Raw genomic sequence first — 19,112 nt, forward strand, 5'->3', positions numbered from 1 at the left:
TCAATCTGACGATACAGGAAACTGAGTTATGACTTTACTGAACCCCTATTTTGGCGAATTTGGCGGCATGTATGTGCCGCAAATTCTGATGCCTGCCCTTACTCAACTGGAAGAAGCTTTTGTCAGCGCCCAGCGTGATCCGGAATTTCAGGCCGAATTTACTCAGCTGTTGAAAGATTATGCCGGCCGGCCTACCGCACTGACATTATGCCGTAATCTGACCACAGGAACCCGTACCCGCCTGTACCTGAAACGTGAAGATCTGTTACACGGTGGTGCTCATAAGACCAATCAGGTCCTGGGCCAGGCACTGCTAGCTAAACGGATGGGCAAAAATGAAATTATCGCAGAAACCGGTGCCGGACAACACGGTGTTGCTTCAGCGATTGCCTGCGCCCTGCTTGGCATGAAATGCCGGATTTATATGGGTGCTAAAGACGTCGAACGTCAGTCTCCCAACGTTTTCCGTATGCGTTTGATGGGGGCAGAGGTTATCCCTGTGCACAGTGGTTCAGCAACGCTGAAAGATGCCTGTAACGAAGCGCTTCGTGACTGGTCTGGCAGCTACGAAACGGCACACTATATGCTGGGTACCGCTGCAGGTCCTCACCCTTTCCCGACAATTGTTCGTGAATTCCAGCGGATGATTGGTGAAGAAACCCGTGCCCAGATTCTGGAACATGAAGGCCGTTTACCAGATGCAGTCATTGCCTGTGTGGGGGGCGGTTCTAACGCCATTGGTATGTTTGCTGATTTTATTGATGAAACCTCTGTCGGGTTAATCGGTGTTGAACCTGCCGGTCATGGAATTGAAACTGGAGAACATGGAGCGCCACTCAAACACGGCAAAGTGGGCATCTATTTTGGAATGAAGTCACCGATGATGCAGACAGAAGACGGACAGATCGAAGAATCTTATTCTATTTCTGCCGGACTGGATTTCCCATCAGTGGGACCACAACACGCTCACCTCAACAGTACCGGACGCGCCGAATACGTGTCGGTGACTGACGATGAAGCGCTGGAAGCATTTAAGGATCTGTCTCGTCATGAAGGGATTATTCCGGCACTCGAATCCTCACATGCACTGGCTCATGCCCTTAAAATAGCTCGTCAGAATCCTGATAAAGAGCAGCTGTTAGTTGTCAGTCTCTCAGGACGCGGAGACAAAGATATTTTTACTGTGCACGATATTTTGAAGCAGCGTGGAGAAATCTGATGGAACGTTACTCATTACTATTTAACCGCCTGGCAGAACGTAAAGAAGGCGCGTTTGTCCCGTTCGTCACGCTCGGTGATCCTTCTTTTGAATTATCTCTGCAGATTATCGATGCGCTGGTCGAAGGCGGAGCCGATGCTCTTGAGCTCGGTTTCCCGTTCTCCGATCCACTGGCTGACGGTCCGACCATACAGGCGGCAAACCTGCGGGCTTTCAGTGCCGGCATGAATACCGAAAAGAGCTTTGAAATCATCGCTCAGGTTCGTGGCAAATACCCTGATCTCCCTATCGGGCTACTGATTTATGCCAATTTGGTGTTCAGTCCGGGTATTGACAGCTTCTATTCCCGCTGTCAGAAGGCCGGAGTAGACTCGGTGCTGGTCGCGGATGTCCCGATGGAAGAGTCCAAGCCATTCCGGCAGTCAGCAATCCGGCATAATATTGCGCCTATTTTTGTCTGCCCCCCCAATGCCAGCGATGATTTGTTACGTGAAATCGCCTCCCATGGACGCGGATACACTTATCTGCTCTCCCGTGCTGGTGTTACCGGAACCGAGAATAAAGCTGCACGGCCACTGCATCATATCATCAGTAAACTGCATGAGTATCACGCGGCTCCCCCGGTTCAGGGATTTGGTATTTCTGAGCCGTCACAGGTCAGGGACTCTATCGGAGCCGGCGCAGCAGGAGCAATTTCAGGTTCTGCAGTAGTTAAAATTATTGAACAGAATTTGCAACAACCTGCGGTAATGCTGCAGAAACTCACTGATTTTGCTGCCTCACTAAAAGCGGCTACCCGCTGATTACTCAGGCCTTTGTTTTTTACCATGAAGGCCATTTAATCATGACACTGGTAGAATCCTGATTTATGGTTAAACTACAAATGTACCGGAACTCACCGGGGTATGATGTTTAAAAAACAGGGAGACATTAAATGAAGTTTATTAAAGTTTTAGCCAGTGCTGTGCTGGCATCTGTGGTGGCACTGTCATTAGCTGGTTGTGCTCCGGGCCCGAAAAAAGAAGGCACTGGCGGTTACATTGATGACACAGTGATTACTACCAAAGTAAAAGCACAATTGTTGGGTACTAAAGAACTAAAATCGACCGAAATTAATGTTGAAACATTTAAAGGACGCGTACAGTTGAGCGGTTTTGTGGCAACGCCACAGGATGCCAGTCGCGCAGTAGAAGTTACCCGCAAAGTTCAGGGTGTCACTTCTGTTGTAAATAACATACAGATCAAGTAGTTATTCTGTTTTACAAAAAAGGCCGGGTAACCGGCCTTTTTTATGACAGCAATGGTGTGAATCAGAAGTTATAGCCGACGCCAAAGAAGAATACCCAAGGGTTAATATTCGTTTTAATACTTTGCTGGTCATCGCCTGCTTTAAATTTAACTTTAGTATTAATATCCATATACCAGACTGAAGCATTCAGCATCCAGTGCTGATTAATCTGATAATCCATACCCAGCTGTCCGGCCACACCTACCGAATCCTTCACATGCAGATCGCTCAGACCTGCTGCACGACCAGTATCATTGAATTTATTATTAAAGAAAGTGGTGTAATTAAGCCCGATACCGGCATAAGGCTGGAATTTCGAGGTATTGTCCAGGAAGTAATACTGCGCCATTAATGTAGGTGGCAACTGATGCACGGTCGCCAGAGTTCCCGTTGGACCAAGCCCTACTTTATGACGGAACGGAGTCGCTGCCAGTAATTCCACACCAATATGGTCAGTGGCCATATAAGTGAAAGTTAATCCCAGTTGAGTATTGTTGCTGACATTAAACTCACCCAGGCCCAGCACATTATCTGACCCACCGGTCGGACGTACCGTTGCGCTTCCAGCCCTGATAAAGAAATCACCAGCCTGATGCGCAGAAGCTACTGCAGGCAGCAGGGCTGCAATCAGTAACCCAATTTTTCCGATTTTCATAGCCACTCTTCTCCTGAAACGTCTTCACTTTATAGTTATCAATGTGAACAATCGTTAAATTGTCATTGGTTGTTGCTATGTTTAACGCGAATCAGACAGAAAATCATGTCTTTCCCTGGATAAAAAATAGTTAAAAAACAAAGCCTTGATTTAGATCAATTTTCAGCACAACACAATCCCGCTTTTTGACTAAAAAAATTGTCTTAGGGCGTTATGTCCAGGCGTGAGCCCTTATGGAATTTTGCAATAACACGTCAGAAGTGATTAAGGAAACAGCGACCGGCGATAAAAACAGAAAGTTATGTAAGTCAGGGTGCCCGTCAGCAGGGTTAACATGTACAATCTTCGGGTTAATTCATTTGTTTCCCAAAGGAGTGTACATGTCTCTCACGGCCAGCTCGTTATACCGTGATACTGCAAATTTTTTGCGTCACCAACTGCCAGCGATTACCCTGATTGCACTGGCCAGCGCCCTGGTTAGCGTGATACTGGGAACCGTTTTTTCTCCGGACGCAGATCAGGTTGCGGCGCTGATGCAAGGGGATGACAATGCCGGGTCACTGATTACCGTTCTGCAAAATATGACCCCGGATCAACAGAAGGTTTTGTTGCATACCTCTGCTGTTGGAACGCTGTCTGCATTGATTGGTAATACCTTACTGCTTGGGGGAATGTTGGTCTTAATTCCATCGGTCTCTGCGGGTAAGAAAATGAGTGCTCTCGGTGCCATTGGTGCCTCAGTGGGATTTTTGCCTGCCTTACTGATCCAGACCTTTCTGGTGACGTTAATTGTTCAGATCGGTTTTATGGTCCTGATGGTTCCGGGTATTTTACTGACCATCCTGTTTGCACTGGCACCCGTGTTACTCAGCCAGAAACGTGGCGGAATTATCGGGACGATGAAACTCAGTGTCCCTATGGCCTGGAAAAATATTAAATCACTGGCCCCTGCAGTGGTGTGCTGGCTGGCAGGAAAAGTGTTGCTGATGTTCATTTTTGCTTCACAGACACTGCTGCCTGCGACTACAGCAGCAGTGATCGCTACTACTCTGGGTAATTTGCTGTCAGCGGTACTGGTCATCTACCTGTTCCGCCTGTATATGCTGATTCGTTAATCATCGGTATTTTTTTCGGCTTATTTCGGTAAGCCGTATTATTCGGACCTGTTATGAAACAATTACTGGACTTTCTGCCGCTTGTCGTCTTCTTCGTGTTTTATAAGTTATATGACATCTTTGTCGCCTCCGGTGCGCTTATTGCTGCTACGGCCATCGCATTAGTTGTCAGTTGGGTGCTGTATCGTAAGCTGGAAAAAATGACCATCATTACCTTCCTGCTGGTCACTATCTTTGGCTCACTGACACTTATTTTCCACAATGATGAATTTATTAAGTGGAAAGTAACCGTTATCTATACTTTGTTTGCTGCAGCGTTACTGTTTAGTCAGTGGTGGATGGAACAACCACTGATTCAGTCAATGCTGGGTAAAGAACTCGAATTACCCGCCCCGGTATGGCGTAAACTAAACAGTGCCTGGGCAGTTTTCTTCTTTATTTGCGGATTAGTAAATATTTATGTCGCTTTTTGGTTGCCTGAATCATTATGGGTTAACTTTAAAGTGTTCGGTCTGACAGCATTGACCCTGCTGTTTACCGCTGCCAGTGGTTTATATATCTGGCGTCATCTGCCACGTGAAGAAAAGTAATCCCATCATGGCCTGCCCGCAGGCCCCCGGGAAAAATACAGAGAATAAAAATGACTCAAAGTCTGAGACAACCGCAAGGTGAAATGGTGTTGCGTACACTGGCTATGCCGGCAGATACCAACGCCAATGGTGATATTTTTGGTGGCTGGTTAATGTCCCAGATGGACATGGGTGGAGCAATTCTGGCAAAAGAAATCGCTAATGGTCGTGTCGTCACTGTTCGGGTCGATGGCATGACATTTCTGAAACCAGTCGCGATTGGCGATGTGGTCAGTTGTCATGCGCGTTGTATCCGTACCGGTAATAGTTCGATCACCATCAATGTTGAAGTCTGGATAAAGAAAGTATCCTCTGAGCCTATAGGTCAGAGTTACTGTACTACCGAAGCGGTCTTTATTTATGTTGCGGTCGATGAGCACGGCAAATCAAGAGCGCTGAGTGAGCCTGTAGCTAACAAGACTTACCCCTGATTCGATGAATTGTCGCTGTAAAAAAAGCGCATCACTGCGCTTTTTTTACTTATCATCGGGTTACTCAACGGTTGAGCTGCCATCAATTTTAAACACGATATTCATCGTCAGACCTTTGCCTGGCTTACCGCTTTGATAACGCCAGCGCCGCATTGCCTGCTTAACCTCACGATCGAACATATTTTTGGGCTGGGCTTCGATGATCCGGGCATTCTCCACATTACCGTTGGCATCCACATCAAACTGAACTTTTACCCGTCCTTCAAGGTGAAAGGCCAGTGCTCGTGCCGGATAGCTTGGACTGGTAATACTGACAGCCTGTGGTTTACCCTGGGAAATGCTCTGCTGATCTGTTTTAGACTTTTCTGGTGCCGTCTGGGCTTTCGTCTGGTCTGCCGGATTGACCTTCTGCTGAGCCGTCAGCGTTTCTCTGTTCTCAGTAGGTTTTTCTTCATGCTTCACCACTGGTTTTGGCTTAACCGCTTTTTTCTTCACCTCGCGGTGTTTCTTAACCTCAGGCTTAGGTTTTGGTTTAGGCTCAGGCTTTTCGATCGGTACCGGTTTATCCAACTGAGGGGTCGGTGCAGGATCCGGCTCAGGAGCGGGCTGAGGCTGAACCTCCTGCGGTGGCGGTGTGACAGGTTGTGTCACTGGCTGTGGCTGACTTATTGCAGCCTGAGTCTGAACTTCCGGCGCTACCATAGAAACATCAATAGCTGCCTGAGGCGTAGGCACATTCAGGACCTGATTAAATGACGCATACAACAATCCGGCAACTACCGCGCCATGTAAAGCGACTGATACCAGCATGGATAATGATAAACGTTTAGGAAATTCTTCAGTCAAAGTGCTCATAGCTGTCTGGTTGGTTCAGTGATGGCTCATTGTAAATGCAAATAGCAATCAGTTTCAATACGTATTCCTGACTCAGTTGTGCCATTTTATTTGCACTGATGTCACGCATAGCTTAAGTTTGAGCTCTCAACTTTTTGTCGTAAGAGAGAATCACCGTGTTATATGTCATTTACGCTGAAGATTTTCCGGAATCACTCGAAAAACGTCTGTCTGTTCGCCCTGCTCATCTGGCCCGCCTGCAACTGTTGCAGGATGAAGGTCGACTGATCGTCGCAGGCCCCATGCCAGCAGTCGACAGTAATGATCCCGGCGTCGCCGGATTTACTGGTTCTAGTGTGATAGCAGAGTTTCCTTCCCTTGAAGTCGCACAATCATGGGCCAACGATGACCCTTACGTGGCGGCAGGTGTTTATCAGAACGTCAGTGTAAAACCCTTCAAACGGGTGTTCTGAGATTTAACAGATTTATTCAGACACAACTGGTTAAATGAATACTCCCCGGACAATGAATACGAAAGGTATGCAATCTGGTACAAAATATTTTTTGTTCGGGCTTTAATATTGCGTTAACGGGGATACAACCTCACGCGGAAATATCAGCCATGAGTTCCGTGATGAATCATCGGCAGTTCAGGAGACAATGTACTTTTTGCCAAAGTAAATATTCTGGTATTTTACCCTGTCAGCCTTTTTTGTCCCCTGCCCGATACTCTCATGAAAATACCGGCACTTCCCATTTCCGTAAACCTCACTTATTCCATACTTCACAGGCTGTGGGCATGCCTGTACATCGCTCGGTTGTTTTACCCCTGCGGGCAACAGACTGAAAACATTCCCTGGATCTGTTGCTGGTAGCTGTCAGTTTAGCCCGGGAATACTCAGTAACTTTTGGTTGGCAGGTCAATCAGTTTTCGAGACTCACCACTACGTTTGATCCAGGTGAATATCACTGTCTCCGGGATTTTTATACTGAATCACGTAATCTGTTTAACATTAAAAACCCTTCCGGAGACCGAATTATGAATGCAGAATTCTTCCCGGGTGCTGGTGTCTTGATCTGGCTGGCGTATGTCGTGTGGATTGCCGGATACTATGGCCATGTACTGAGCAGTTTTTAAAACCATTGAGATTTCCGCTACTGAGGCATCAGCAGCGGAGATAAGATTTCAGAAATAATGTTTTGCCTGGCAACTACTTTCAGACAATTTAAATAATAATGATCTGCGCTGTTGCTTTGCCAACTGATGCCTAATCAGCCTGATATGGGTATAACGTCTGGATTGCGCTTCAAGCCAGCGGATTTTTCGCCGGTTGGTCTGACGAGCCATTCTCCAGCGTCCAACTTCATTTCTGCTTCTTCTCATCACTCTCTCCCCTGAGTATTACCAAACCAGTATACGCGCTTCATGCCGGGATCCAACGCCGGTTTCAGAAAAGGTTTTACAATATCACAACTCAACGTACACTCAGATAACGAAAGCGTGAACCGGACTTCCACTTAATGACGATTTTTTATTCACTGGTTAACGGGTTGATATTGTTTGGCTACTGGCTATTAATTGCCAGTGTCACTCTCAGAATCCTGATGAAACGCCGGACTGTTTCTTCTTCTATGGTTTGGTTGCTTATCATCTACATATTGCCCTTAGTGGGAATTATTGCTTACCTGAGTTTTGGTGAATTATATCTGGGTAAACGGCGTGCGGAGCGCGCCAGAACGATGTGGCCTGCCACCGCTCGCTGGATGGTGGAATTAAAAAACTCTTCACACATTTTCGCGACCAGTACCAGTAATGTTGCCAGCGCTATCTTCCGGTTATGTGAGCACCGCCACGGCATTCCCGGAGTAAAAGGAAACCAACTGGAATTACTGACCAGTTCCGATGACGTCATGCATGCCCTGATTCGGGATATCAATAAGGCTCAGCATAATATTGAGATGGGTTTTTTATATCTGGCAGCCTGGCGGTCTGGCTGATGAAGTGGCACAAGCCTTTATTGAAGCCGCCGGGCGCGGAGTTTTCTGCCGGTTAATGCTGGACTCCGCCGGTAGCAGGACATTTTTCCGCAGTGGGTGGCCAAAGAAATTCCGTGATGCAGGAATTGAGGTGGTTGAATCTCTACAGGTTAATCTGTTCAGGGTATTCCTGCGCCGGATGGATCTCCGTCAGCACCGTAAAATCGTGCTGATTGATAACCGGATCGCTTACACCGGAAGTATGAACCTGGTTGACCCGCGGTTCTTTAAACAAGATGCCGGTGTGGGACAGTGGGTTGACCTGATGGCCCGAATGGAAGGTCCAGTCGCTATCACTCTGGGAATTGTCTTTTGCTGTGACTGGGAGATTGAAACCGGTAAGCGCATTCTGCCACCACAGCCTGACCAGGCCGTGATGCCATTTGAAGAAGCCAGCGGACATATTATTCAGGTGATTGCTTCGGGTCCGGGCTTCCCCGACGATATGATCCATCAGGCGCTGCTGACAGCTATTTATTCAGCGCGTGAAGAGCTGGTGATGACCACGCCTTACTTTGTTCCCAGCGATGACCTGTTACACGCCATTTGTACTGCGGCACTTCGTGGTGTTGATGTCAGCCTGATAGTGCCAAAGAAAAATGATTCACTACTGGTAGGCTGGGCAAGTCGAGCTTTCTTTAACGAGCTTCTGGATGCAGGGGTTAAGATTTATCAGTTTTCCGACGGTTTACTGCACACCAAAAGCGTGCTGGTCGACGGTGAGCTCAGTCTGGTGGGCACCGTAAACCTTGATATGAGAAGCCTGTGGCTCAATTTTGAGGTCACACTGGTCATTGATGATATCGATTTTGGAAATGATGTCTCACTGGTTCAACAGGACTATATTCAGCGCTCAGAATTACTCGATGCTAAAGAATGGGCAAAACGGCCGTATTGGCGTCGGATAGTCGAACGACTGTTTTACTTCTTCAGTCCTTTGCTGTAAAAAAGGCCGCATACACACTATTAAAAGTACAGGCTCATCATGGATCTTAACAATCGTCTTACCGAAGATGAAACGCTGGAGCAGGCGTACGATATTTTTCTCGAACTGGCAGGAGATAATCTCGACCCGGCAGATATTATTCTGTTTAACTTACAGTTCGAAGAGCGTGGTGGTGCGGAGTTATTCGATCCGTCAGAAGACTGGAGTGAACATGTCGACTTTGATTTAAATCCGGACTTCTTTGCCGAAGTCGTTATTGGTTTAGGGGAAGCCGATGGTGAACCTATTACCGATGTCTTTGCCCGGGTTCTGCTGTGTCGTGAAAAGGACCACAAACTTTGTCATATCCTATGGCGTGAATAGCCCGGAGGTGCCCGCCAGGGCATCCCTGTTCTTTGCATGCTCTGTTCCGCTACGCCTCACCGCGATCCGACTCAGCAATACCAAAGTCTGAGACCTTAATTTCAATTTTCTCTTCCGATAAGTTACTGTTGCCTTTCCTCATATTGCTTAACCCGATAAATCAGATTTAACATTCCGCTTGTTCTGCATCTGTATCGCACCTTGAAGCCAACTTAAATATAAATATTATTTAACAATAACGACACAATATCACACTATTCCACTAGCTGAATGGTATCAGCTTGAGCATAATTTGATCTGCATCAGTGCCCGCTTTGCAACATCCCGGTAATCTATTCTCAACCAGACTTCATAACTTCATGCTGATATGAGATTCTTTTAGTAAGCACCGTGCAATGGCGGGCAGTAGCAGAAATCTGACACGTATGTTTACTAAAAAAGTTTAATTTTCCTTCAGGAGATAAGCATGACTGTAACAAACGTTGCTGAACTGAATGCGCTGGTAGCCCGGGTGAAACATGCGCAACAACAGTATGCAGATTTTACTCAGGAGCAGGTAGATAAAATCTTCCGGGCCGCCGCACTGGCTGCAGCAGATGCCCGAATACCGCTGGCTAAAATGGCGGTTACGGAATCGGGTATGGGGATTATTGAAGATAAAGTCATCAAAAATCATTTTGCCTCCGAATACATCTACAACGCTTACAAAGACGAAAAAACCTGTGGTATCCTGGAAACGGATGACACTTTTGGTACCATCACCATTGCTGAACCTATCGGTCTGATCTGTGGTATTGTCCCAACCACTAACCCGACTTCTACTGCTATCTTCAAAGCGCTGATTAGTCTGAAAACCCGTAACGGTATTATCTTCTCCCCTCACCCGCGGGCAAAAAATGCGACCAACAAAGCCGCAGATATCGTTCTGCAAGCGGCCATTGCTGCCGGTGCTCCTAAAGACCTGATTGGATGGATAGATGAGCCTTCTGTCGAGTTATCTAACCAGCTCATGCATCACCCGGATATTAATCTGATACTTGCTACGGGTGGCCCGGGAATGGTGAAAGCGGCTTACAGTTCAGGAAAACCGGCTATCGGAGTAGGTGCAGGTAACACTCCGGTAGTTATCGACGATACCGCTGATATTAAACGCGCGGTCGCCTCTATCCTGATGTCTAAAACCTTCGATAATGGGGTCATTTGCGCATCTGAACAATCAGTGATTGTCGATGATTCTGTTTACGACGCCGTTCGTGATCGTTTTTCCAGCCACGGTGGCTACCTGCTTCAAGGCAGTGAACTCAAGGCTGTACAGAACATCATTCTGAAAAATGGTGGACTCAATGCGGCAATTGTTGGTCAGCCTGCCACGAAAATTGCCGAAATGGCAGGTATCAACGTGCCTGCAGAGACCAAAATATTGATCGGTGAAGTCAGTGTTATTGATGAGTCAGAACCCTTTGCTCATGAAAAATTGTCGCCCACTCTCGCCATGTATCATGCAAAAGACTTTAATGATGCACTTCTGAAAGCCGAAAAATTGGTGGAAATGGGCGGTATCGGCCATACCTCTTGCCTGTATACCGACCAGGATAATCAACCTGAACGGGTTAAATTGTTTGGCGAAAAAATGAAAACCGCCAGGATACTGATTAATACACCCGCGTCACAGGGGGGCATCGGCGATTTATATAACTTCAAACTGGCCCCTTCACTGACGTTAGGCTGTGGCTCGTGGGGAGGGAACTCTATTTCTGAAAACGTCGGGCCTAAACACCTGATCAACAAAAAAACCGTCGCTAAACGGGCTGAAAATATGTTGTGGCATAAACTCCCTAAATCCATCTATTTTCGTCGTGGTTCACTGCCGATTGCACTGGAAGAGATTGCCGGTGATGGCGCTAAACGGGCATTTATTGTCACCGACCGTTTCCTGTTTAACAATGGCTACGCAGACCAGGTGACCCGGGTATTAAAAGCCCATGGCGTAGAGACCGAAATATTTTTTGAAGTCGAAGCCGATCCGACTCTGAGTATCGTTCGCAAGGGTGCGGCTCAGATGCATAGTTTTAAACCGGATGTCATTATCGCCTTAGGTGGTGGCTCTCCGATGGATGCAGCAAAAATTATGTGGGTGATGTATGAACATCCGGAGACACACTTCGAAGAACTGGCACTGCGATTCATGGATATCCGCAAACGTATTTATAAGTTCCCTAAAATGGGCGTCAAAGCCAGCCTCGTAGCCATTACTACCACATCCGGTACCGGATCTGAGGTGACACCTTTTGCGGTGGTTACCGATGATACCACCGGACTAAAATACCCACTGGCAGATTATGCTCTGACCCCGGACATGGCAATTGTCGATGCAAACCTCGTAATGGATATGCCAAAATCACTGTGTGCCTTTGGGGGTCTCGACGCAGTCACTCATGCGCTTGAAGCCTATGTTTCTGTACTGGCTAATGAGTATTCTGATGGACAGGCTCTGCAGGCGCTGAAATTACTGAAAGAAAACCTGCCTGCCAGTTACCATGAAGGCGCGAAAAACCCAATCGCTCGTGAGCGGGTGCATAATGCCGCCACTATTGCTGGTATCGCTTTTGCCAATGCATTCCTTGGGGTTTGTCATTCAATGGCACATAAGCTAGGTTCTGAATTCCATATCCCGCATGGTCTGGCCAATGCCCTGCTGATTTCGAATGTTATTCGCTATAACGCTAATGATAACCCCACCAAACAGACCGCCTTTAGTCAGTATGATCGTCCGCAGGCACGGCGCAGGTATGCTGAAATTGCGGACCATCTAGGCTTAGGACTGCCAGGCGACCGCACTGCAGCTAAAATTACAGCCCTGTTGAGCTGGCTGGATGAAATTAAAACTGACCTGGGGATTCCAAAATCTATCCGGGAAGCCGGCGTTCAGGAAAGTGATTTTCTGGCTAAAATTGACAAGCTGGCTGAAGATGCCTTCGATGACCAGTGTACCGGAGCTAACCCCCGTTACCCTCTAATCGCGGAATTAAAACAGATCATGCTCGACAGCTTCTATGGCCGTGAATTTACCGAAGGAGATTCACAACCTTCAGAAACTGAAAAACCTGCGGCCGCACCCCGTACTAAAAAGAAAGTGAAATAATCCTGACAAAACCCGCCATATCGCTGGCGGGTTTACCTAAGACTGAATGCCTTCAGTATTAAACCCGGCGCCATGTATCGCACTGAGATCATTTTCTTCAATCGCTTGCCAGTAGTGTTTTCGGCACACCGAGATATAACTTTCATTTCCGCCAATAACGACCTGTTCTCCCTGTCTGAACGGGACTCCCTGTGCATCAAGACGCAGTACCATACTGGCCTTTCTGCCACAGTGACAAATGGTTTTCAGTTCCACCAGTTTGTCTGCCCAGGAAAGAAGATACTGGCTGCCTTCGAATAATTCGCCACGAAAATCCGTACGTAATCCATAACACAGGACAGGAATATCAAGAAAATCGGTCACCCATGTGAGCGCTTTCACCTGTTGGCGGGTAAGAAACTGACTCTCATCAACCAAAACACAGTGCAAGCGGGTTTCTTCATGTATCCTGCGAATATCATCCCCAATATCCGTTTGTGGGTTGTAAAGTCTGGCGTCAGAAGATAATCCTATCCGGGAACTGACTTTACCTTTTCCAAACCGGTTATCGATTTCGGCAGTATAAATGACCGTTTTCATTCCGCGCTCATGATAGTTATACGATGATTGCAGTAATGAAGTGGATTTCCCTGCATTCATTGCAGAGTAATAAAAGTAAAGCTGTGCCATGTCAATTGTTCTCTGAAGTACAAAGTAATAAGTGTCATCCCGACATATCCGATGCATACAAAATGTGCATTGTCAGATATATCTGCATTTTACGCATTTTCTTTGCGAATATTTAACACTTGCCCGTTATTTTGACAGCAGTTATCTGTTTGTTTCTAAAGTAACAGCTAAATTAATTTATCAATAATGCCATAGTTATTAGTTGCAGTAAATTTTGCCTGAGACTATGATTATAATCTTCTGCATAATAACCAATTAATTGTGAGATCCGGACAATGAGCGATGCGATTAAATCGTTGAATAATATTCGTACACTTCGTGCGCAAGCCAGAGAATATACTATTGAAACTCTGGAAGAGATGCTTGAGAAATTTGAAGTTATAGTTAACGAACGTCGTGAAGAAGAATCTCAGGTCGCTGCGCAAAATTCAGAACGTTTACGGAAACTGGAACAATATCGTGAAATGCTGATTGCTGACGGTATTGACCCTAATGAACTTCTACAGGCCGTTGCTACTGCTAAACCTGCAGTTAAGGCACGCCGCGCCGCGCGCCCAGCCAAATATCAGTATACAGATGAAGCCGGAGAAATCCGTACCTGGACTGGTCAGGGTCGTACTCCGGCAGTCATCAGAAAAGCCATTGAATCAGACGGCAAAACCCTGGAAGACTTTGCTCTTTAAACTGACAGGTTAGTTTTCATTTTCCGGTAAACTCTTACTGCTACCGGTTAGCCGGTAACATTACAGGAGGGTGAATACCCTCCTTTTTTTCATACCTTATAATAATCTCTGTACCAGCTAACAAACTTCCTGACCCCCTCTCGTACTGAAGTATGAGGCTTAAAATTGATCAGGTTATATAACCCGGCAGTGTCTGCACTGGTATCCAAAACATCCCCAGCCTGCAGTGGTAGCATATTCTTTTTGGCCGTAATTCCTAATGCCTCTTCCAGTGCTGTGATGTAATCCATCAGAGCAACCGGCTGACTGTTACCTATATTATAGATATTGTAGGGTGCAGAACTTTTCGCTGCAGAACCGTTTTCTACCGTCCAGTGTGGGTCTGATTGTGGAATTTTATCTTGTAGAAGAAAAATTGCCTCAACGATATCATCAATATATGTGAAATCACGTTGCATCTTCCCGTAGTTATAAACATCAATAGCTTCACCTGCCAGCATGGCGCGGGTAAATTTAAACAACGCCATGTCAGGACGCCCCCAGGGGCCATACACCGTAAAAAAGCGTAAGCCGGTCACGGGGAGCTGGTATAAATGAGAATAACTATGGCTCATCAGTTCATTAGATTTTTTGGTTGCTGCATATAAAGAGACCGGATGATCTACACTGTCTTCAGTGGAGAATGGCAATTTACGGTTTAAACCATAGACTGAACTTGAGCTGGCGTAGAGCAGATGCTCAATTTTATAATGTCGACAACCTTCCAGTACATTCAGATGCCCGACAACATTTGAATCTACATAAGCATGTGGATTTTCGAGTGAATAACGAACACCTGCCTGCGCAGCCAGATGAATGACTCGCTGAAAAGAATAGCGGCTAAATAATGACTCCATACCGGCTCTGTCGGCTATATTAACCTGCTCAAAAGTAAAGTCAGGGAAAGCCTTGAGTAATTCTACCCGGTCCTGTTTTAGCCGGACATCATAATAATCATTCAGATTATCGATGCCAACAACACGGAACCCGGCTTCCAGCAAACGCCGGCAGACAGTAAAACCAATAAACCCTGCGGCACCTGTCACCAGATAATTCATATTTCCCTCTTTTCAGCTTATACAGATGGCTGTTATCAAACCCACCATTACGTCTGTCAGAATGATACAGGTTTCAGGGTGCAAAAATCACGGATTGTTTTAGCTACCTGTCATTGACACCACCCTGATCTTTGCCGGTAAAAAAAAGGTCATACACAATGGCATGACCCTGATGACGTTTAACAAATGTAACTCAACTGCAGGGGCTCTTCGATCTGAGCACCTGACGGCATATCAGCTTACCGTTTTATTTAACCAGTTTTTAAAATCTTCGCCCAACACCGGGTGGCGTACACCGTATTCGACGAACGCCTGCATATATCCCAGCTTGTTGCCACAGTCGTGGCTAAGTCCTTTCAGGTGATACGCTTCTACGGTCTCTTTTTCCATTAACATAGCAATGGAATCAGTTAACTGTACTTCGCCACCGGCTCCCGGAGGCGTTTTAGCCAGCAGAGGCCAAATATGCTCAGAAAGTACGTAGCGCCCTACAACCGCAAGGTTAGATGGTGCTTCAGTGGCTTTTGGTTTTTCAACCACACCGACCATCGGTGCACTCTGGCCTGGCTGCAGGTCAGCGCCCTGGCAGTCAACCACACCGTAGGCAGTCACATCAACTACCGGTTCAACCATAATCTGGCTACGACCGGTGTCATCAAAACGGTGCATCATCTCTGCCAGATTCTCCTGCTGCAGATTTGATTCATATTCATCGATAATCACATCCGGTAGGATAACCGCAAAAGGTTCATCACCGACCAGAGGATGTGCGCACATCACTGCATGTCCCAGACCTTTTGCAACGCCCTGACGCACCTGCATAATGGTAACGTGTGGAGGGCAGATGCTTTGAATTTCATCAAGTAACTGACGTTTAACACGTTTTTCCAGCATAGCTTCTAACTCGAAACTTGTGTCAAAGTGGTTTTCAATAGAATTTTTAGAGGAATGCGTTACCAGAATAATTTCATGAATGCCGGCAGCAATACATTCGTTCACCACATACTGGATCAACGGCTTATCAACCAGAGGCAGCATCTCTTTTGGAATCGCCTTAGTTGCCGGCAACATACGGGTTCCTAATCCCGCCACCGGAATTACCGCTTTTTTTACTTTTGATTTATAAGCAGACATCAAATTACCTCATTCGTGGGCAAGCATTGCCCATAGGATTTTATGTTTTGAACAGCCCCAGTATATCAGTTGATCCCGCCCGGATTACGTCTGAAGGCGCAATTACGGGCAATTTAGGAATTATACTAATCAGTAATTTACCCTGACAGATAAGAAACTTACATAATTATTGTTTATGAAAGCTGTTAATTTGCACTGAGCATCAGTTTCAGCTTACCTCCGGCTCCGCTGATATTACATTCGCACGCTTTCAAAGAAAAACTGTGCTGTGTCGCATGTATTTGTTCAAAAGTTCCCGGCGGGATACCCGTATCCAGTTCATTCCTGATACCATCAATTGAGATGACAGTGTGTAATCCGGCAGGGACCAGTGACAGCTGGTGCCGGGCCTGGTTATAAAAGCCGACCAGCAGAGGAAACTGCCCGGTCATTCCGGCATCCTGAAGTAGTCTGTTGATATCATGAAGCACGGTATTGAGCTCAGGTAACTGCTGGTGCTTATCAGCGATTTGTTTCTGCAATAATTCATTAAACATGACCCGCAACAATAGCGCCGCCATGATACCATTATCACCCGCACGGGTGACATCGAGTATATAGAAACCAAGTTGAGAATCCGAAAGTGCAGCTATGTCAAAGACTAACCCGGGTTCCCCTGTGCAGGTCAGTTGACGATAATTCACCTGAGTGTTTGCCAAAGACTGGCGAATGGGTGGCTGCAGCTGTTTAATCAGCCTGATAGCTTTATCAGGTTGCTGGATAAGATCATCCCAACTATCGAAGAGTTGTTCGTCTTCTTTAATCTTTGAGGCAAACATAGAGGGATAGAGGCATTCCAGAATAACATCCCTAACCCGCTCCATGTCGTCGAGTGGTTTCAGTAAAACATCCTGTACCCCCAGCCGTAACATGCCAGCAATTTCTGATACATCTTCACTGGCGGTAATAATGACGACAGGGAGGGTATTGCCACGGATACGTAGTTGCTGAACAAATTCATCGCCTCGCATCACTGGCATGTTGAGATCGCAAATAACCAGATCCACCGGGTAATGGTCGATCAGGTTAAGCGCAGATTTACCGTCGCTGGCTGGCAAAGTGTTACCGCCCAAACTCTCAACAAAACCACAGATCAACGAAGAGAAGACGACTTCATCTTCAACGACTAAAATATTTTTACCGGACAATGGGTTACTCATTAAAAATACCTGTTCTTGTTCTCAGAGTTATCAAGTTCACCTCTGCAGGAATAGATACCCAACAGTCTTGAACACAGAATCCTGTCCTTATGAACTTTTGTCAGTAAGAGAATCTGCGGCTTTTGTATAGTATAGTTCATCCTCGGCCTTTCACATGTCAGCCTGATTGAACTGACTCAGGCCACAAAAAAGCATTACATATTTTAAAATTAAACGGAGATACATTGTCCAGCGAACCTTGTCCTTGCGGAAACCAGCTTAGCTATAACGACTGTTGTGGCCAGTATATCAGCGGAACTCGTATTGCGCCGAACGCTGAATCACTCATGCGTTCACGGTACACTGCTTATCAGTGCGGAGATGTTTCGTGGCTGGTCGAGAGCTGGCATAAATCACAGCGAAGTCCAGCACATGAAGCGCTTATTTCCACAAATCTGTCCGGGACAGAGTGGCTGGGACTGAACGTTATCTCACATGACTATAATAATGATAGTAATGAGGCATTTGTTACTTTTTTTGCCCGATATTGCGAAAATAATCAAACATCCGCGATTTACGAACGCTCCCGCTTTATCAGAGAAGAAAATCACTGGTATTATATTGATGGCGTTCATCTGCAGGCGGGCAGAAACGATACCTGCCCTTGTGGTTCTGGCAGAAAATATAAAAAATGTTGTGGTCAGTAGCAATTTAGCCAAATTTACATGACTGAAATTAGATTCGACAGGATAATGCGTACAATGCAAGCCCAGACGTTACAGAGAAAAGTTTTACGAACCATTTGTCCTGATGCTAAAGGACTTATCGCTAAAATCACCAATATTTGTTATAAGCACGAGCTGAACATTGTCCAGAATAATGAATTTGTCGACCATCGCACCGGCCGCTTTTTTATGCGTACCGAACTGGAAGGAATTTTTAACGACACGACGTTACTGGCAGATTTAGACAGTGCTTTACCTGGCGGATCGGTGCGCGAGCTGCAACCTGCGGGACGGCGTCGTGTCGTCATAATGGTCACTAAAGAAGCTCACTGTCTTGGTGATTTACTGATGAAAAGTACCTTTGGCGGCCTGGATATGGAAATTGCGGCAGTGATAGGTAACCATGAAACCCTGCGGTCACTGGTAGAGAGGTTTGATATCCCCTTTGTACTGGTCAGCCATGAAGGACTGACCCGGGAAGACCACGATATGCGTATGGCAGATGAGATTGAACGCTATCAGCCAGACTATGTAGTCCTTGCAAAATACATGCGCGTGCTTACCCCTGAATTCGTCAAACGGTTTCCTAACCAGATTATCAATATTCATCACTCGTTTCTGCCTGCGTTTATCGGCGCCCGCCCTTACCATCAGGCTTACGAGCGCGGAGTGAAGATCATCGGTGCCACTGCACATTATGTGAACGACAATCTGGATGAAGGTCCAATCATTATGCAGGACGTGATTCATGTTGATCACAGTTTCACTGCTGACGATATGATGCGTGCAGGACGAGATGTCGAGAAGAATGCCCTTAGCCGTGCTCTGGATAAAGTGCTGGCGCAACGGGTTTTTGTGTATGGTAACCGGACCATTATTCTGTAAAAACTGACTGCTAAATACGCATGTCATTCATTTACCGTGTAAAAAACAGGCAAACGATGAGAAATATCCGTTTTGCCTGTTT

At 46.3% G+C, this 19,112-nt stretch carries 19 protein-coding genes and 1 pseudogene; 13 read left to right on the plus strand and 7 right to left on the minus strand.

What is annotated here, in order from left to right; all coding sequences use genetic code 11:
* Window positions 1–28 precede the first annotated feature (28 nt).
* From trpB to HA49_RS04775, 3 genes are all read left to right on the plus strand, one after another.
* Window positions 29–1,219 (plus strand): tryptophan synthase subunit beta, encoded by a 1,191-nt coding sequence (trpB, locus tag HA49_RS04765; RefSeq protein ID WP_038020791.1) that lies wholly within the window; start codon window positions 29–31, stop codon window positions 1,217–1,219.
* Entirely contained in the window at window positions 1,219–2,022 is an 804-nt protein-coding gene (trpA, locus tag HA49_RS04770) for a tryptophan synthase subunit alpha (RefSeq protein WP_038020792.1), read from the plus strand. The genes trpB and trpA overlap by 1 nt, the downstream gene beginning before the upstream one ends.
* 131 nt (window positions 2,023–2,153) lie before the next feature.
* Window positions 2,154–2,468: a BON domain-containing protein gene (locus HA49_RS04775; protein ID WP_038020793.1), complete on the plus strand. Its 315-nt coding sequence runs from the start codon at window positions 2,154–2,156 to the stop codon at window positions 2,466–2,468.
* 61 nt (window positions 2,469–2,529) lie between these two features.
* Here HA49_RS04775 and ompW read toward each other — a convergent pair whose 3' ends face one another.
* Window positions 2,530–3,162, minus strand: a complete 633-nt coding sequence (gene ompW, locus HA49_RS04780) for an outer membrane protein OmpW (RefSeq protein ID WP_038020795.1) — start codon at window positions 3,160–3,162, stop codon at window positions 2,530–2,532.
* Window positions 3,163–3,542: 380 nt separating this feature from the next.
* Here ompW and HA49_RS04785 point away from each other — a divergent pair, with 380 nt between their 5' ends.
* From HA49_RS04785 to yciA, 3 genes are read left to right on the plus strand one after another with little or no spacing between them, the layout of a single operon-like run.
* Window positions 3,543–4,277, plus strand: a complete 735-nt coding sequence (locus tag HA49_RS04785) for a YciC family protein (protein WP_038020796.1) — start codon at window positions 3,543–3,545, stop codon at window positions 4,275–4,277.
* Window positions 4,278–4,330: 53 nt separating this feature from the next.
* Complete coding sequence (locus HA49_RS04790; protein ID WP_038020798.1) at window positions 4,331–4,867, plus strand: septation protein A; 537 nt, start codon at window positions 4,331–4,333, stop codon at window positions 4,865–4,867.
* A 50-nt stretch (window positions 4,868–4,917) separates the two neighbouring features.
* Complete coding sequence (gene yciA / locus HA49_RS04795; protein WP_038020799.1) at window positions 4,918–5,337, plus strand: acyl-CoA thioester hydrolase YciA; 420 nt, start codon at window positions 4,918–4,920, stop codon at window positions 5,335–5,337.
* Window positions 5,338–5,397: 60 nt separating this feature from the next.
* Here yciA and HA49_RS04800 read toward each other — a convergent pair whose 3' ends face one another.
* On the minus strand, window positions 5,398–6,192 hold the full coding sequence (locus HA49_RS04800; protein ID WP_038020800.1) for an energy transducer TonB: 795 nt from the start codon (window positions 6,190–6,192) through the stop codon (window positions 5,398–5,400).
* A 155-nt stretch (window positions 6,193–6,347) separates the two neighbouring features.
* Here HA49_RS04800 and HA49_RS04805 point away from each other — a divergent pair, with 155 nt between their 5' ends.
* Entirely contained in the window at window positions 6,348–6,644 is a 297-nt protein-coding gene (locus tag HA49_RS04805) for a YciI family protein (RefSeq protein ID WP_038020801.1), read from the plus strand.
* A 713-nt stretch (window positions 6,645–7,357) separates the two neighbouring features.
* On the opposite strand, the gene HA49_RS20785 is transcribed toward HA49_RS04805, so the two are convergent.
* Window positions 7,358–7,555 carry a YciY family protein gene (locus HA49_RS20785; RefSeq protein ID WP_072055912.1) on the minus strand — a complete coding sequence of 66 codons (198 nt, stop codon included), beginning with the start codon at window positions 7,553–7,555 and terminating at the stop codon, window positions 7,358–7,360.
* Window positions 7,556–7,692: 137 nt separating this feature from the next.
* On the opposite strand from HA49_RS20785, the pseudogene cls reads away from it, so the two are divergent.
* The 3 genes and pseudogenes from cls (at window position 7,693) to adhE (ending at window position 12,659) form a co-directional block, all read left to right on the plus strand.
* A pseudogene (gene cls, locus HA49_RS04815) lies at window positions 7,693–9,154 on the plus strand (cardiolipin synthase).
* A 39-nt stretch (window positions 9,155–9,193) separates the two neighbouring features.
* A complete protein-coding gene (locus HA49_RS04820) occupies window positions 9,194–9,517 on the plus strand; it encodes an HI1450 family dsDNA-mimic protein (protein ID WP_038020805.1) in 324 nt (107 codons plus the stop codon).
* 466 nt (window positions 9,518–9,983) lie between these two features.
* Window positions 9,984–12,659 (plus strand): bifunctional acetaldehyde-CoA/alcohol dehydrogenase, encoded by a 2,676-nt coding sequence (adhE, locus tag HA49_RS04825; RefSeq protein WP_038020806.1) that lies wholly within the window; start codon window positions 9,984–9,986, stop codon window positions 12,657–12,659.
* Between the two features lie 36 nt (window positions 12,660–12,695).
* Here the strand turns inward: adhE and HA49_RS04830 are convergent, their stop codons facing one another.
* Window positions 12,696–13,328, minus strand: a complete 633-nt coding sequence (locus HA49_RS04830) for a thymidine kinase (protein WP_038020807.1) — start codon at window positions 13,326–13,328, stop codon at window positions 12,696–12,698.
* Between the two features lie 275 nt (window positions 13,329–13,603).
* On the opposite strand from HA49_RS04830, the gene hns reads away from it, so the two are divergent.
* Window positions 13,604–14,011 (plus strand): histone-like nucleoid-structuring protein H-NS, encoded by a 408-nt coding sequence (gene hns, locus HA49_RS04835; RefSeq protein WP_038020808.1) that lies wholly within the window; start codon window positions 13,604–13,606, stop codon window positions 14,009–14,011.
* Between the two features lie 89 nt (window positions 14,012–14,100).
* On the opposite strand, the gene HA49_RS04840 is transcribed toward hns, so the two are convergent.
* From HA49_RS04840 to rssB, 3 genes are all read right to left on the minus strand, one after another.
* On the minus strand, window positions 14,101–15,108 hold the full coding sequence (locus HA49_RS04840; RefSeq protein WP_038020809.1) for an NAD-dependent epimerase: 1,008 nt from the start codon (window positions 15,106–15,108) through the stop codon (window positions 14,101–14,103).
* A 234-nt stretch (window positions 15,109–15,342) separates the two neighbouring features.
* Window positions 15,343–16,242: a UTP--glucose-1-phosphate uridylyltransferase GalU gene (gene galU / locus HA49_RS04845; RefSeq protein WP_038020812.1), complete on the minus strand. Its 900-nt coding sequence runs from the start codon at window positions 16,240–16,242 to the stop codon at window positions 15,343–15,345.
* Window positions 16,243–16,427: 185 nt separating this feature from the next.
* Entirely contained in the window at window positions 16,428–17,441 is a 1,014-nt protein-coding gene (rssB, locus tag HA49_RS04850; protein ID WP_038020813.1) for a two-component system response regulator RssB, read from the minus strand.
* Window positions 17,442–17,665: 224 nt separating this feature from the next.
* On the opposite strand from rssB, the gene HA49_RS04855 reads away from it, so the two are divergent.
* Window positions 17,666–18,127: a YchJ family metal-binding protein gene (locus tag HA49_RS04855; protein WP_038020814.1), complete on the plus strand. Its 462-nt coding sequence runs from the start codon at window positions 17,666–17,668 to the stop codon at window positions 18,125–18,127.
* 54 nt (window positions 18,128–18,181) lie between these two features.
* Window positions 18,182–19,030: a formyltetrahydrofolate deformylase gene (gene purU, locus HA49_RS04860; RefSeq protein WP_038020815.1), complete on the plus strand. Its 849-nt coding sequence runs from the start codon at window positions 18,182–18,184 to the stop codon at window positions 19,028–19,030.
* Window positions 19,031–19,112: the final 82 nt, after the last annotated feature.

Origin of the sequence: Tatumella morbirosei, assembly GCF_000757425.2 — a bacterium.
Lineage (GTDB): Bacteria > Pseudomonadota > Gammaproteobacteria > Enterobacterales > Enterobacteriaceae > Tatumella > Tatumella morbirosei.